Genomic DNA, 14,716 nt, shown 5'->3' with positions numbered 1-14,716 from the left:
ATCAAATACTTACGTAGAGATTCCCTTTCAGTATATCCTTGAGGTTCAGGGTCGTCTGCTTTTTTCCCGCAGATTTTTTACCCTTCTGGAATTTTTCCAGAATCACCTGATCCCCTTCGCGTCCCACTATCCGAAAAATTCCTTCCTGGGGATTCTCTGATTGTTCGGATAGAAAAATCAGACGAACCGGTATTCCCCGGAAACGATCCAGGTCTCCCGGAAGGTCGAGTTTCCGTTCCGCCCCTGCGGAGGAAACTTTAAGAGTGTAATCCAGATCCGGTGAGATCCGTTCTAACTCTTCTTTCAGTTTTCTGGAAACATGCTCACATTCCAGAAGGCTGACTGAACCATACGGATGTTCAAGATTGTCCAAGACGATCTCGATCAACGAGTGGTTAGGCCTTTGGTTGACCTTTAATGAGTACAGCTTGACAGGCAAATGCAGGACGCCATCCAGAATACTGCTGATTTCTTCCCTGCTTACTGTCAAACCCCGGCCTTAGAGAGAAAACTCAAAAATGAATGAATTTTTCCTGATATCCTAATCAAACTATTCAAATTTGGCTACAGTGTAAAGTAAAAAAACCCGGGGATTCCCAAGCGGAGGGAATTCCAAGGATTATTGCTTGTTTTCCAATCAATGTGTTGGAATGGTATCGTTACATTCCAAGATCCATCAGGCTTTCATGAGAAATCTCAAATCAATTTCCAAAAATCACACCGCAAAACGCGGGACGTCGATTCTATTCTTTGGAATCGTTTTTTTAGGCGCGGCAATTCTAAGTTGTACACGTTTCAAAGTGGACAATTACAACTCTTATCTTTACGGAAGAATCAAGTTAGGCAGCACGCTCGCGGACATTCAGGCCAAAGTTTTGAACGGCGTTCCCACCAACCTCCCCCAAACCCTGCCCGTAGTTTCGAGCAAGATCTATGTTCCCGACTTCGAACAATCCTTATTGAAAGTATTCTCCACCGATGGAGAACTCAAATTCATCTTGGGAACGACAAAGGAAAAAGTCGGAGACAAATACAAACTGATTCCCGCAAAAATCGGAAAGATCGGACTCGTCGCGGTGAACGGCGACGAAGAGATTTATCTTCAATCCAGAACGGGAAAGGAAGAACAACCCAAAGTGGATCCCGCCAACGAAGATATCTTCCTAAAAAAGAGCGGATCGTTCGACACGGAATACAGAGAAGCGATTCCTTCCGCAATATTACATTTTTCGGATGCTGGAAAACTTTTGAACACGATCTACGTGGAAGGAATTTCGGGAACCACTCCGTTCGGATATATCGAACGGATGGAAACCGGAGAAGACGACCTCCTTTTCGTCTTTCACAGATCCGGAGGAGAAATGAAACTATCCGTGTATGACAACGGAACCCTTCTTCGATCGATCGGAGCTTCCAATTTTTCGGAAGTGATTTCCGATACGGAAACGGCGCAAGCGAGACTGGAAACCATTCTCCCTCATCCGGAAGGAAAATACGCCGTCGCATCGTTCAGCGTGTTCGATAAAAAGAATTCCAGATTCAAATCCCGCAAAATTTTCAAATACGACTTCGAAACCAAAACCGCGACTCCTCTGAAGGAAATCCAAGATCCTTCCGAGTCCCTGTATTGGATATTAAAAGATAATAATTTCTTTATATGGGAAACGGAAACCGAAGAGGAAAGTTCGATCCGCCTTCAGGTTCACGACGACGAAGGAAACCACGTCAACAACATCCGCCTGAACTATCTTCCGCCGAGAGGACTCTGGAGAGAAACCTGGATGGATCTAAACGACGAAATCTATTCCGCCAGGATCAAATCCGGTTATCTGGAAATCCATAAATGGAAATAAAGTTTTTCGAATATTCAGAATCTCTGTTTGACGATCGGGAAAGCGGAGATCTGGATCGAAAAACGATTCTCCAGTCCGGAATTTCCGGCTCTCACTTCATGGGCTTTGCAGCCCTTTCCATATACCAAAAATACAGAAAGAAAATACTCGAACACGACCGCGTTTTGATCCTCTGCGGAAACGGAAACAACGGAGGGGACGGACTTGGCGTTGCCTTCTTTTTGATCCAAGAAGGAATCTTTCCCGCGGTTTATCTCAAAGAAGGAGACTTGTCGGAAGAATCCGCGACCTACAAAAACGCATTCTTAAACGAGGGCGGACAAATTTTTCCTCTGGAGAATTTTTTGACCGAGGAATCGCGCTTTGGAAACGAAAGAATCTTTTTGATCGACGCGCTTCTCGGGACCGGTTTCCGCTCTCCTTTAAAACATCCTTTGGACGAGGTCGTCGCCCGGATCGAAAGAGTAAAACGCTCCGGCCAAAAGCGGATTTTTGTTCTAAGCGTCGACGCCGTATCGGGTTTTACGGAGGACGGAAGCCTTCCGTTCGAAGCGGACGCGTTAGCCGAAATCGGAATGAAAAAATGGAGAAACCGTTTTTTGCCGAGCAGAATAAAAAGAACGTTTCATCGGATCGGTTTCCCGAATCAAAACCTGCGAAAAGATTCGTCAATCCCCGCTCATTCCGAATCCGCGACAAATACGAATTCATCTTTCACGGGAAAAATTCTCTGGAAAAAAATCCCGAAATCCATTCTGAAAAAAACCTTAGAAAGAACCGAAGATTCCCACAAATACAAAAACGGATCAGCCGTGATCGTGGGAGGCTCGCAGGGAATGGCGGGAGCGGCGCTTTCTTCCTTGCTCGCCTTTCACGAGTTAGGCGGAGGGATCTCCCTTTTGCTGACGCCTTCCGAAAAAACGGTGCGAGCCGTTTTAAAAAAAGATCCTTCCCTGATGGTGAATACGATCCCCGAAACTTCCGAAATTCTTTCTCATTCTTTTGTAAAAAAAGCCTCGGTTTTACTTTTGGGACCTGGCTTAAAAACGGAAGAATGTCCCAAGCTTTTATTGCCCGAGGAAAAATTCTGCGTATTGGATGCGGGAGCGATTTTAGCATATAAGAATATTCGAATACACGAAAACGTTTTAATAACCCCGCATACGGGAGAGTTGGAACAACTCTTAGGAGCCAAGATAGAATCGATTTCGCACGGACTTTCCCTTGCAAAAGAATATGCGCGGAACTACGACGTGAATCTTTTGTGGAAACGGCATTCTTCCTTTTTGATCGAATCGAACGGGACGGTTTGGCTTTGGGAAAAACCCGAGCCGAAACTCGCCGTGATGGGAACGGGCGATCTTCTTGCGGGAATTCTTGCGTTTTACGGTTCCAGGGGGTTTTCCATTTCCGAAGCGGTTCAACTTTCGTTTTCTTTGCTGACAAAGGCCGCTAAGAAATCAAAAGGCTTTCCAACCGCGTCCGGAATCCGTAAACTACTCAAGGGAGGAATCTGACATGGGCGGTGGGTATCATTCACGTTCTCCGGAAGAATTCAGAAAATTCTTGGAAGAAAGCAGAAAACAATCCGGCGGGGGAAGATTTTCCAGAGTTCGTTTAATCTTTATCTTGAATTTGGTTTTGGTCGTTTTGGTGATCGGAATGGTCGCGAGAACGATGAACCCGAGCGCGTTTACGATTCAATCTTCCTCATCTAAAGTTAGAATGGAAGCTTCGACTTTGTATATAAAATCAAGCCGCGACGGCAAGGACGGCTTTCCTACCTTCTTTCTTTTTATGAAGAATGAGACCGAGACGGAAATCCGTTTTCCAGATCCGACATGGAAGTTTACGATTTTCTTAAGCGGTAAAGAAGGATTGAATTGCATCGACGCAATCTGGGAAGTTCCGGAAAGAACAATTCATCCGGGTAAAATCGAGTTTGCACGATTTCGAGCGAGCGACGTTACGATCGACTCTCTTCCCCCTGATTGTAAAATCAAATCCTCCGAAAATTTTTGGGAAAGAATTTTCAGAAGGACCGGAGGCAAAAGCGGATTAAAACTGGAAGTGACCGTTTCTCATAAGGAAGACAAACAGATTCTCTCGATCGAGAATTTATAAGAACGCTACCTTCCGCTTTTTGAAAGTGTTTTTTTCCGATGTGCAAGTTGTCGTTCCTCGCGGCGTTTAGGCGACATTCGTATATTTTTAGATGAGTAAAGATCCGTCTTGGTTGAAAGAATTATCTCTGATTTAGGCGACTGTCGTATATTTTTAGATGAGTAAAGATCTGCCTTGGTTGAAAGAATTATCTCTGATTTAGGCGACATTCGTATAAATCAGGGTATTACTTTACGAGTGTTATCGCGTTTTTGAATCGTCTTTCCTACAAATAGACCGATTCTTTTAAAGTTTAAACGGCATTAGACGTTTATACGAGAGTTGTATAAAAATCTCAAAGTCGATTGCAGAATCGCGAATTTCAACACATACATCATTCCGGAATGTATCGGAATATAGATGAAAAGTATGAAAGCCCGAATCGAAACATCAAAGAACTCGGAGCAAAATCAATACTTCTCCCAAAATTCAAAACGATCTTCAATCCGGATTTGCAGCTTAAGAAATGCGGTAGTCATTCCATCAAATCGCCAATGGACGTACAAAATAAAATTCAAACATCGCTAAGAGGACGACAAAACAACCTTCAAATCCCATATGGGCGATTCCGAATCCATTGATAACGGACCAATTCCAAACGATGATTCCAATGCAGACCATTGCCCATGAAAAATTGGCTGTTATCAAAAGATCGATTAAGAATTTCTTAAAGGGAATCCTTAAGACAAGCATTAAAACCAAGGTTCCCGAATAGAATCCATATACAAGATTGACGATCCCGGTAAAAAGAAAAACTTCATCTGTAAGCGAATACCAAGTCGCAAATGGAATCGGAATAAAAAGAAGAACAAGACCGGCAATCAATGCGGCGCCGCTATCGATCATAAGAATCGATCGGCTAAAAGATAAAGAATGATTTTTTACGTTCATGATTGTCTTACAATTTCAGGATTACCGATCCGAGGAGCAATTCGAATTTCAAAATAATAATTTATCGAGTTGTCATAACAAGCACGAATCGACATCTTAGTTTCGATTTCACGGCGATTCTCAATCTTTTGCGAATAAGTCTTTCTGCAAAATGAACACGATTCCGTAATTCATTCTTTAGGAATCCTTCAATATTCAGAATGACTCGTTTGCAGGCAGTGTGTCTCGAAGAATGAAAATCAAAAACGCGAGTAAATCAATCTAGAGAGGTTTTTATGGAAGCAAATTTCTGGCACCAACGTTGGGGAAAAAATGAGATCGCATTTCACGAAAAAGAAGCGAACCCGTTGTTAGTTGAACATTTTGAAAAGCTTTCTCTACCCGAAGGCGCACGCATATTCGTGCCTTTATGCGGTAAAACCTTGGATATTTCCTGGCTTCTATCCAAAGGATATCGAGTGGCGGGGATTGAACTGAGCAAAATCGCTATCGATCAATTATTTTCCCAACTTGGATTGATACCGAAAATAACAAAGATGGGCGCCCTAGAACATTATAGTGCAGACAATATCGACATCTTTGTAGGCGACGTTTTTCTCTTATCGAAGAAATGGCTCGGTTCAGTACAAGCCATCTATGATAGAGCGGCCCTCGTTGCCTTGCCGGAAGAGATGCGAAATCGCTATACAAATCATATATTCGACCTGACCGACTCTGCTCCTCAACTGTTGATTTGTTACGAGTATGATCAGAACTCGATGGAGGGACCGCCGTTTTCCATCAGCAACGAGGAAGTCAATCGACACTATAATGAAAAATATGATCTAAATCTGATCGTAAGCAAAGAAGTGATCGGAGGATTGAAAGGAAAATGTCAGGCGATCGAAAACGTTTGGTTACTGCAAACTCGATGACTATTGGTCGGCGTCGAATCGGGGAATCCTCTCTTTTCTTCGATAAGATACATTCATCTTTCGCTAAGAATCTTACAAAACTTCCTTACACTTCCGTTTCCAACCCCGTTCCTGTTCTCTCAAATATTCGAATACAACGGAATCCGAATCTTTTCCCGAAAGGTAATTCAACAAAAAGCGATCGCCGACGAGCAATTCGATCGCGGGTCGATCGGATCGAAATTCGTACGCTCCCTCTCTGTATGCGAAGTCGTTCGGATATTCTTCCCTCAACATGCGGATCAACTTAAGAGAAAAGAAAAGGCTGTGAAATTTTTCGGGCTTCTTCAACAAGATCTGAAATCCGCCGCAGATTTCATCCTTGTGTTTGTGAAAAGTCGGTATGAATTTCAACGGACGCAAGGTGCAACTTTCATTTTGTGATTCTTCCAGAGCTTTGCGGATTCTATCGTTTTGTTCGTTGATGTAAGGCGCTCCGAACGTTTCAAACGGCCTCGTGGTCCCTCTTCCTTCGGAAAGATTGGTTCCTTCCAAAAGACATTGACCCGCATAAACGTAACAAGTCGAACGAAACGGAATATTCGGAGACGGGGGAATCCAAAGAAATTCGGAATCTTCTTTTGCGTACCAGCCTTTCTTTGCGACTTTGAGTTTCACATTTAAGGAAAATTCTTTTTGATAATACGAAAGTAGTTCTCCCGGCGTTAATCCGTGACGATGCAATACCGTTCTGACTCCGACGAAGGATTCGAATTCTTTTTCCAAAGGAGAACCTTCTACTCTTTCTCCCGCGGGGTTGGGCGAATCGAAAACGACGACTGAAATTTCCTGTTTTCCGGAAGAATTCCATTTCGCGATCTCTTCCAAAAAATAATACGCAGTGGTCAGAAAGGTATAATAACGCGCACCCACGTCCCGGATATCGATTACGATCAAATCCAAACCTTCGAGCGAAACGGAATCGGGCACGAGACTCGATTCATGATCCCCGTAAAGATTGATGAATTCCACTCCGTCCAGGGCGTATTTCAAATTCGATCCGGAAACCTGATCCTGAAGTTCGGCAAACAATCCGTGCTCGGGAAGAAATATTTTCTTTAAATCATATCTCTTACGTAGGGTTTGAAAATGATATTCCCCGTTCGGTCCGAAGGCGCTTTGATTCGTAACCATTCCGATCCTGGAAACGCGGAGCAGTTTTTCGATTTTATGATTCATTCTTCCCGTATGGTTTTCGGAAGGCATACGGAGTCAAGTGCAACGAAAAAAGATCCGATTCCCCGGGAGAATTCTCCCGTTTGCGTTTATACGAACTTCGTAGATTTTCAGAGGTCGGTTTTTTGATTCGGTTCGAAAAAAAGTGTTTTCTCCAAGGATAAGAAATAGTTTCTTTTTCATTTAACCCTCGATAATCTAATTATGGCATTTGATCCCTCAGTTCCACAACAACAAGCCCAAGCTCCCGCAGGAACCTTACTGTTTCCCGAAGGTTCTCCCGCAAATACTCTCAACGTGCTTCACAGTGGAACGGTTCGTTATCTGACCGAAGTTCCCGGGGGAAGAAAACTCGAACTTTTTAAACTGAGCGGAGCCAATTTAACTCCTGGATCGATGGCTCTTTTTACGAGCGGTCGATACCCGTTTCATCTTCAAGCCGAAGATGCCTGCGTCATTTCCACATACGCGATGAACCGCGACACGATCGGCAAGAGCGTTGGTTCCCGAGTCTCGTTGGGGCTCATGGTCGCGCGGACTCTTCTTCGCGAAATCACGGAACTTTTCAAAAAATCCAATCAGATCCGCAAGATCACTTCCGAAATCGAAAAGGTGAACGATAACCTTTCGATTCTTTATTATCAATTCAATCCGAACGTGTTTCCGGACATCAAACCGGGCGCTCCGATCCCCGAAGTTTCCGCGGATGTCGTGGATCCGGTAATGCGTCTTTGTCGGGAGAATTTGAAATTATTTTTTGACAACGGCGGTCTTTTACCGGACAGACCGAGTCCTCAGTTTTTGGAAGAAGAACACGAATCCCAACTCACGAGATTGTATCCCGAAGAGATCGATTTCCAAGACGGAGAATTCAACTTCATCCGAAAGCTCGTCATGCAAGACCCGAAAATTTTGAACGCTCTTTTTACGGCGGACCCAACGATGCTCGCCTATGTTTGTTCGAAACTTGCAAACGTATTGGAGCAGATTTCCGGGATTCTCAAATCATGTCTTTCCGATTTGGACGAGGCGTTTCGCCTGTTCTTTGTAGGCGAACAAAGTCTCGTTGAGAAATTTTATCTGATTCTCGACATTACTTCTTCCGGTTACGGAACCGCTCCGGCGGAATTCGTAGTACCCGTGTTAGGCGCCGTTGCAGGCAAGATCGAAAAATATAAGAACGGTCATCAAGCCCTATTCGGAGTTCCTGTTACAGGTCTTTCTCCGAATGCACAAGCGTTTCAATCCAAAGCGGGAGCGCTTGCAAAAAAGCTGGAGGAAACGACTCCGAAAACCCAAGCACCGGTCGCCTCCGCAGTTACGGCGGGCGTGGACGTGAATGCGATCCGCAAGGAACTCGACAACTCCGCTTCGGTCATCATTCAATTCTCCGGTCTGGAAGCGGAAAAGGTAAAGGAATTCTCCGCCTTGATGGTCAAGGTCAAGAGCTTAAAGAATCCGCTGGATCCCGAAGGGGACAACAGAAAGATTCGAAGAACACTCGGAAGACATTACTGGGATATGTATCAGGAATGTTTTACGAAGTACATGAATTCGAACCGAAACGTTCCGAAGCCGGTCGACCTGATGTTGAAATACGGATATTTCGACGAGACGATGGTGGACGATTCTCAAATCGCCTTTATGTACACGCATAAGGATCCGATGACTCCCGCTTCGGATATTCCGGTTTGGCTGGGAACGGAATGGCTGGAAAGAATTTATAAACGGGAGATCCCGACTTCTCTCGACGAGATGGGGCAGAATTTTTTCGAAAAGGTGAAGATGGAAAACAGAACCATCAACATCAAAAAAGAATCGGATATACCGCCGGAACTCGACAACCCGGACACAAGACTCAAATTCGAATTCGCCTCCCTTTACGAGGCCAACGTTAGACTCACTTCGGGTAGTCCCGCGACTCACTTCCCTATTTTAACCAAGTTTCACAGTCAAATGGCGATTGATAAATCGTACGTTTCCAAGAAGATTCTCGAAGACGTAGTTCACGAACTTCTGGCAGTTGACTATTCCATTTTCCACCGAGAAGTAATCTACAATAACAATGAGTTGGGAATTACGAAAGAATTCATTCAGAAATCGGTGATTCCTGATTTTATTCTCGTTCCCTCCATCGGAACCAAAGTGATGATGTGGCAGGATCTTTCGATTCACAGAGGAGCCGGTTCCAAAGAAAGTCCCGGAAGAATCGTTCTTCCGATCTTCGCGCAAGGCGATTTGAAAACGATGGTGGCGGATGCGCTCGCCGCGTTCCGCTGGGAGCTTACGAAGTCGATTCTCGGAGCGGAATGGAACAACGTCGGAAATCCTTCGATTACCGCGGATTACACGGACTACATTCAGTTTTTTAAAAAGAACAAGGATCTTTCGATCGAGATTAAGGAAAAGCTCGCATCCGACTTCAAACGTTTTAGAAACGACCGCGATATTTTTGCGAACGACTATCAGCTCTGGATGAAATACGAATCCGACGGGGTTCAACGTCTCAATAAGGTCGTTCGAGGAATTTTTTACAGACATATCCCGTTCAGTAAAGCGATTCGGGACAAGGTCGCTAAAACTCCTGCGTTCTCGGAGATTCACAACCGCTTCATCAATATTAGAAATCGTAAATATACGGAATTGGAAAACCGATACAAGAAGTATATGAACGCATTGGGAAGTCTGCCCGATCCGCTACGGGATAATTTAGAATTCTTCAAAGTTTAAAGAAGAAGACCGTTCGATTCCTTTTTAGAAGGGTCTCAATCTTTTTTTTCTTACGATTGTTTGTCGTTAGAATTGGTTCTTAGAGGAAGTTCCATCGTATTCACGAAAAACGTATGAGTTCCCACACTTCGCCCGGAGGAAGTTCCATCCTATTCACGAAAAATGTATGAGTTCCCACATTCTCCCGGAAAAGTTCCATCGTATTCACGAAAAACGTATGAGTTCCCACATTCGCCCGGAGGAAGTTCCATCGTATTCACAAAAAACGTATGAGTTCCCACATTCTCCGATAGAACGGAAAAAACGCGAAACTTAGATTTCTTCCAGAAGATACGGACGCGTATATTCCCGGATAATCTCCACGACAAAACGTCCCCAGCTCTTCGGATCGTGCTGGGAGATTTCGACCTGTTTGATTTTCGGAAAATACGGATTCGGTTTGAAAAGACTGTGCGAAAGTTCGATCGCGCGCAGATAATTATCGACCCGTTTTACTCGGACGAAATTCAACAGCTCGGATTGAACCTGACTTTGCGGAATATAACCGATGATGATTAGTTTCGGAAATAAGGACTTTTTCAAAAGATTGATGAACTCCGCAAAACTGTCCACACGATCGATAAATCCTTCGTAGGCTCCACCCCCGAGGTTCATGATCTGAGTCACGATATCCATCGTAAAGGAAACGCCTTCGGCGGAAGTCATATCGGAAATGATGACAATCCCTTCGTCGGGCTGAAAGGTTTTGAACATCTGAGAACCTTTGAATTGTCTTCTCAAAAGTTTCGCGGCGGAGATGTCGATCTCGGCGGCTTTCGCGAGAATCGTTCTTCCACCGGAATCCAGAATCGGCTCTCTCGTGATGATGTATCTTTTTTTGGCCGCGTTCTGGTTCATGACTCGAAACGCTTTGACCTTTTCCTCGATTTCGTCCAGAGAACAATAACCGATTTTTAATACGTTTTCCCTCGACCTTTTCTCTAACTCTGTATCTTCCATTTAAAGTATTAAGGACGGTGCGACTCGAATGACTCGAATTCGAACTGGATTCCCTTATCCCGCTTTATCATAACATTAAATTTATTTTGAACAACTCACTTCTCGATAAACGAGAAACAAGATTAAAACACTTGCGCCTTATTTCCAGTTTTTCTGAATGGAATCATGCGTCCGGAAACGGAAAATTCTTCCCGATTTCGCTTCTTTTTACGGATTGCGAAGATTCTTTCGGTACTGATTCTACTTTCCACTCTTTTTTCTTGCGAGTCCGTAGAATTTATCCCGGAAACGGTTTTACGAGAAGAATTCGGTTTTTCTCATAAAAGCTCCTGGAACGAAATCGAAATCCGAAATTCTTCCCCTCCGAAGCCTTACCGCACGTACGGTAAAATTATCATTCGCTCCTTTGCGAACGGAAGGGTGCCGGAATACTTGGTCACCGAGCTGAAAAAAGAATTATACGCAAATCATATGGACGGAGTAATCTTCACCGGCAGAGGAATCGTGAACGTTCCGCCGACCCTCGTTCAATCGGGGAACGGAGACGGGAATACGGTCGCCATCGGTTACGTCAACAACGAGATGGGTGTGATCGAAGGCGTGGCGTATCGTTATAAGGATAATTTTAGGTGAAGAATTTTATGGAACCGCAAAGTCCTCATTCCCCTTCTCCTCGAAAATTCAACAGCGAAATTTTTGTCGATTCCGAGGATCGCTGGATTTTCCGCGGAAACCGCATCGATCAAAAAGAGGTGCTTACTTACTTTCGTCAAAATCTTCGCGAAGACGAACTGGGAATCTTCATCGACAATCGTTTCGGAGAATTCGCGGAGAACGGTTATCTCGACTTGGAAGGATATCCGATCCATTTGGTCGCTTGCAGAGAATCGGAAGACACGTTAGTCTTCCTTTCCGAGTCCGAAGCCGCTTATACTTTGAAGGAATTGTATTTTGCCTTGGACAAGGATGGATGTCTTTTTGCGAAAACGCCGCATCATAAAAAGCTAAAATTCCGGCCGGATCGAAACTGTCTTTCGGATCTCAGTCCTTTTTTAGAGGAAACAAAAGACGGAACCGTGATTTGCTTTCGCGGGGAAAGAACCGCAATTCCCGAAACGGGAGAATCTCCGAAAGTTCCGTTACCTCCGGAATTCCGGTCGGCTTCTTCTCAAAACGACTGAGATGTTCAAGCAAATAGATTTGGGTTTTGATCCGATAAACAGGTTGGACCAAAAATTGCGCGGTAGTTCCCGCATTTTTGAGGAGTTCCAACAAAAATGCGAGTGAAAAATTCTTCTTGTATATAAGCGATTTTTCTGATACAGGAAAATTTGCCGAGATTTCCCGCCCCCTCAAAACTCAACGCATTGCTACCTAAGGATCGTTCGTCACCCCACCACCCAAATTTTGGGCGGGGCCGCCTTTAATCACGGAGGATTGTCGGAACTTCTAAACAAGAATATCTCACTCCCAACAGGTCGTTCTTCCGGGCGCGTTAACTCAGCAGAACGCTTCCTATGGGGCGCGTTCTAAATCGCCGAACCTAATTCCTCTTTGAGTTTTCTGGCTTCCTCGAAGTCGGGCTTGATCAAAATCGCGCGGTGCAGATATTGAAGCGATCTTTCCGGACGATTCCAAATCTTATACAATGTGGCAAGATTGTAGAGGGAAATATGCGGCGCGTCGTTGAGCTCGCAACGTAAGGATTTTTTCAGCCAATACACTGCTTCGGTTTCCTTTCCGGCTCTTAAAAGAATGATTCCTATTTCGTTGCAGGGGTTTCCGTAGTTCGGATTCACTTCCACGGATTTGTAGAACTGCAGCAGTCCTTTTTCCGGGTTTCCTTTCTGATTCTCCATAAGCCCTAAAAAGAAATAGGCCTCGTGGTTTTCTTCGTTTTCCAGCGAAAGTTTGAATAGATATTCGGCTCTGTCAGAGTCGCCCGTTTTGTAAAAGTATTTTGCCGCTTCTAGAAAATCCGAAGGAGTAAAGTTTTCCAATTCCATAACCCGTTTTTACTTTGATTTTCGGTTTGGAACCTTCAAGGCTTGATTAAGTTTTTTTTCAAAGCCTCTGCGACGTGTTCGGCGACCTGAGGCGCGTCCAATTTGTACGCATGGAAAATTTCCTTTCTTTCTCCGTGATGAATCGGCTCCGGCGGAAATCCGAACGTCTTGATGTATTTCGAAAGATTTTCCGGCGCGATTCGATTGAGAAGATAACCGGAAGCTCCCGCGTCGACATAACTTTCGTCGAGAATCGCGAAATGTCTGACGTTCGCCAATTCTTGGTTCAACGCTTCGACGTCGAGAGGTCTCAGCCAAATGAGATCGATCAGAGTGACTCCGAAACCGGAAGACTCGAGAATTTCGGCGGCCTTCTTCGCTTCGTCAATCATGGAACCGATCGATAAAAGCGCGATATCTCTTCCTTTTTTGAGAACACGGAACGCACCGGGCTTGATCGGAGATTCTTTGTAAAAATCGAGAGTTTTGATGTCGACGCTCGCTTTCGGAAATCGAATCGCGATCGGAGCCTTATCGTACGTCTCCATCCATCGCAAAGAATCGATCATATCCTGACCGTTCGACGGAACGAACACGTCCATGTTCGGAAGTCCCAAAAGATAACTGAGATCGAAAAGTCCTTGGTGCGTCTCTCCGTCAGGTCCCACGCATCCTGCACGGTCGATCACGAATCGAACCGGAAGATTCATCAGAGAAACGTCTTCCACGAGTTGGTCCATTCCTCTCGTTAAGAACGTGGAATAAATACACATATATGGAACGATATTTCCGTTCGTCATTGCGCCCGCAAACGCGACCGAATGTTGTTCCGCGATTCCCACGTCGAAAAGATGTTCCGGAAATTTTTCGGCGTATTCTTTCAGTCCGCTTCCTTCGATCATCGCGGGTGTTACCGCGGCGATCTTCGGATTTTTTTCGGTAAGAATGGACAACATCTTTCCTACGATCTTACTATAGGCGATTTTGGAAGAATCCCCGCTGTCCATCGCCCCGTCTTCTTTGCGAAACGGCGTAACCCCGTGATATTTGATCGGATCTCTTTCCGCGGGATCGTATCCCTTTCCCTTTTGCGTAATCAAATGAAGAAGGATCGGCCCTTTCATCTTCTTCACTTTTTCGAGCATCTTGACGAGACGAATCACGTCGTGCCCGTCCTCCGGTCCGATATATCCGAACCCTAAGTCTTCGAAAAGACCGCCCGGAGTCATAACGTCCTTAAAGCCCTTTTCCACTTTTTTGAAAAATCTTTCAGTCGCGGGTCCGATGATCGGCAGCCACTTTAGAAACGTATAAAAGATCCGCTTCCAGTGATTGTAAAAATGGGATGTGATTATGTTGTTGAGATAATTCGAAATCGATCCCACGTTCTTGGAGATGGACATGAAGTTATCGTTCAAAATCACGATCATGTCCTTCTTCAAATGGCCCGCGTGATTCATCGCTTCCAGAGCCATTCCGGTCGCGATGGACGCGTCCCCTATGATGGCGACTACGTTGTAGTCTTGTTTGGTAAGATCGCGCGCCGCAGCTTCTCCGAGCGCCTGCGAGATCGAAGTACCCGCGTGACCGGTGTTGTAGAGATCGTACGGAGATTCTTCCCGTTTCGGGAATCCGGAAAGTCCGTTGAATTTACGAACCGTGTTGAGTTTGTCCTTTCTTCCGGTGAGAATTTTATGCGGATACGTTTGATGGCCGACGTCCCAAACCAGTCGATCCTTCGGGGTGTCGAAAACATAGTGAAGTGCGACCGTGAGTTCTACGACTCCCAGATTGCTCGCAAAATGGCCGCCCACTCCCGAAAGAGTGTCGATGATGTAATTTCGAACCTCTTTGCATACCTCGGGAAGTTTTTCCAAAGGTATGTTTCTGAGATCGGCCGGATAGTTGATTCTATCCAGCAGAGTTGGTTCCTGTTGCATGAAAA

General features: G+C 44.9%; 13 protein-coding genes. 7 read left to right on the top strand and 6 right to left on the bottom strand.

Going from position 1 to position 14,716, the window contains the following annotated elements:
* Position 1: 1 nt before the first annotated feature.
* Complete coding sequence (rimP, locus tag LFX25_RS06390; RefSeq protein ID WP_255717762.1) at positions 2 to 490, bottom strand: ribosome maturation factor RimP; 489 nt, start codon at positions 488 to 490, stop codon at positions 2 to 4.
* 196 nt (positions 491 to 686) lie between these two features.
* Here rimP and LFX25_RS06385 point away from each other — a divergent pair, with 196 nt between their 5' ends.
* Genes LFX25_RS06385 through LFX25_RS06375 form a run of 3 tightly spaced genes read left to right on the top strand, consistent with a single transcriptional unit; the run spans position 687 to position 3,977 of the window.
* A complete protein-coding gene (locus LFX25_RS06385) occupies positions 687 to 1,853 on the top strand; it encodes an LIC_12708 family protein (protein WP_238731524.1) in 1,167 nt (388 codons plus the stop codon).
* Positions 1,844 to 3,370: a bifunctional ADP-dependent NAD(P)H-hydrate dehydratase/NAD(P)H-hydrate epimerase gene (locus tag LFX25_RS06380; protein ID WP_238729478.1), complete on the top strand. Its 1,527-nt coding sequence runs from the start codon at positions 1,844 to 1,846 to the stop codon at positions 3,368 to 3,370. The genes LFX25_RS06385 and LFX25_RS06380 overlap by 10 nt, the downstream gene beginning before the upstream one ends.
* Position 3,371: 1 nt before the next feature.
* Entirely contained in the window at positions 3,372 to 3,977 is a 606-nt protein-coding gene (locus LFX25_RS06375; RefSeq protein WP_238729477.1) for a hypothetical protein, read from the top strand.
* 522 nt (positions 3,978 to 4,499) lie between these two features.
* Here the strand turns inward: LFX25_RS06375 and LFX25_RS06370 are convergent.
* On the bottom strand, positions 4,500 to 4,907 hold the full coding sequence (locus LFX25_RS06370) for a hypothetical protein (RefSeq protein WP_238729476.1): 408 nt from the start codon (positions 4,905 to 4,907) through the stop codon (positions 4,500 to 4,502).
* A 275-nt stretch (positions 4,908 to 5,182) separates the two neighbouring features.
* Between LFX25_RS06370 and tmpT the strand changes: the two genes are divergently transcribed.
* Positions 5,183 to 5,821: a thiopurine S-methyltransferase gene (gene tmpT / locus LFX25_RS06365; RefSeq protein ID WP_238729475.1), complete on the top strand. Its 639-nt coding sequence runs from the start codon at positions 5,183 to 5,185 to the stop codon at positions 5,819 to 5,821.
* A gap of 72 nt (positions 5,822 to 5,893) precedes the next feature.
* Here tmpT and LFX25_RS06360 read toward each other — a convergent pair whose 3' ends face one another.
* Entirely contained in the window at positions 5,894 to 7,066 is a 1,173-nt protein-coding gene (locus tag LFX25_RS06360) for a DUF1343 domain-containing protein (RefSeq protein WP_238729474.1), read from the bottom strand.
* 174 nt (positions 7,067 to 7,240) lie between these two features.
* Between LFX25_RS06360 and LFX25_RS06355 the strand changes: the two genes are divergently transcribed.
* The gene (locus LFX25_RS06355) at positions 7,241 to 9,766 is read left to right on the top strand and encodes a cyclic nucleotide-binding domain-containing protein (protein WP_238729473.1); all 2,526 of its coding nucleotides are present in this window, start codon (positions 7,241 to 7,243) and stop codon (positions 9,764 to 9,766) included.
* A gap of 312 nt (positions 9,767 to 10,078) precedes the next feature.
* Here LFX25_RS06355 and LFX25_RS06350 read toward each other — a convergent pair whose 3' ends face one another.
* Positions 10,079 to 10,765, bottom strand: a complete 687-nt coding sequence (locus LFX25_RS06350) for a hypothetical protein (protein ID WP_118955279.1) — start codon at positions 10,763 to 10,765, stop codon at positions 10,079 to 10,081.
* A 165-nt stretch (positions 10,766 to 10,930) separates the two neighbouring features.
* Here LFX25_RS06350 and LFX25_RS06345 point away from each other — a divergent pair, with 165 nt between their 5' ends.
* Together LFX25_RS06345 and LFX25_RS06340 are read left to right on the top strand one after the other, a co-directional pair.
* Complete coding sequence (locus LFX25_RS06345; protein ID WP_240009037.1) at positions 10,931 to 11,398, top strand: hypothetical protein; 468 nt, start codon at positions 10,931 to 10,933, stop codon at positions 11,396 to 11,398.
* Between the two features lie 8 nt (positions 11,399 to 11,406).
* Positions 11,407 to 11,946 (top strand): hypothetical protein, encoded by a 540-nt coding sequence (locus LFX25_RS06340; protein ID WP_238729472.1) that lies wholly within the window; start codon positions 11,407 to 11,409, stop codon positions 11,944 to 11,946.
* A gap of 348 nt (positions 11,947 to 12,294) precedes the next feature.
* Here LFX25_RS06340 and LFX25_RS06335 read toward each other — a convergent pair whose 3' ends face one another.
* Positions 12,295 to 12,771, bottom strand: coding sequence for a tetratricopeptide repeat protein (locus LFX25_RS06335; protein ID WP_238729471.1), 477 nt, complete (start codon positions 12,769 to 12,771; stop codon positions 12,295 to 12,297).
* Between the two features lie 35 nt (positions 12,772 to 12,806).
* Positions 12,807 to 14,711 (bottom strand): 1-deoxy-D-xylulose-5-phosphate synthase, encoded by a 1,905-nt coding sequence (gene dxs / locus LFX25_RS06330; RefSeq protein ID WP_238729470.1) that lies wholly within the window; start codon positions 14,709 to 14,711, stop codon positions 12,807 to 12,809.
* Positions 14,712 to 14,716 lie beyond the last annotated feature (5 nt).

Source organism: Leptospira sanjuanensis (assembly GCF_022267325.1).
GTDB lineage: Bacteria > Spirochaetota > Leptospiria > Leptospirales > Leptospiraceae > Leptospira > Leptospira sanjuanensis.
The sequence above is the reverse complement of the archived record's forward strand: the minus strand, read 5'-3'. Positions and strand labels throughout refer to the sequence as shown.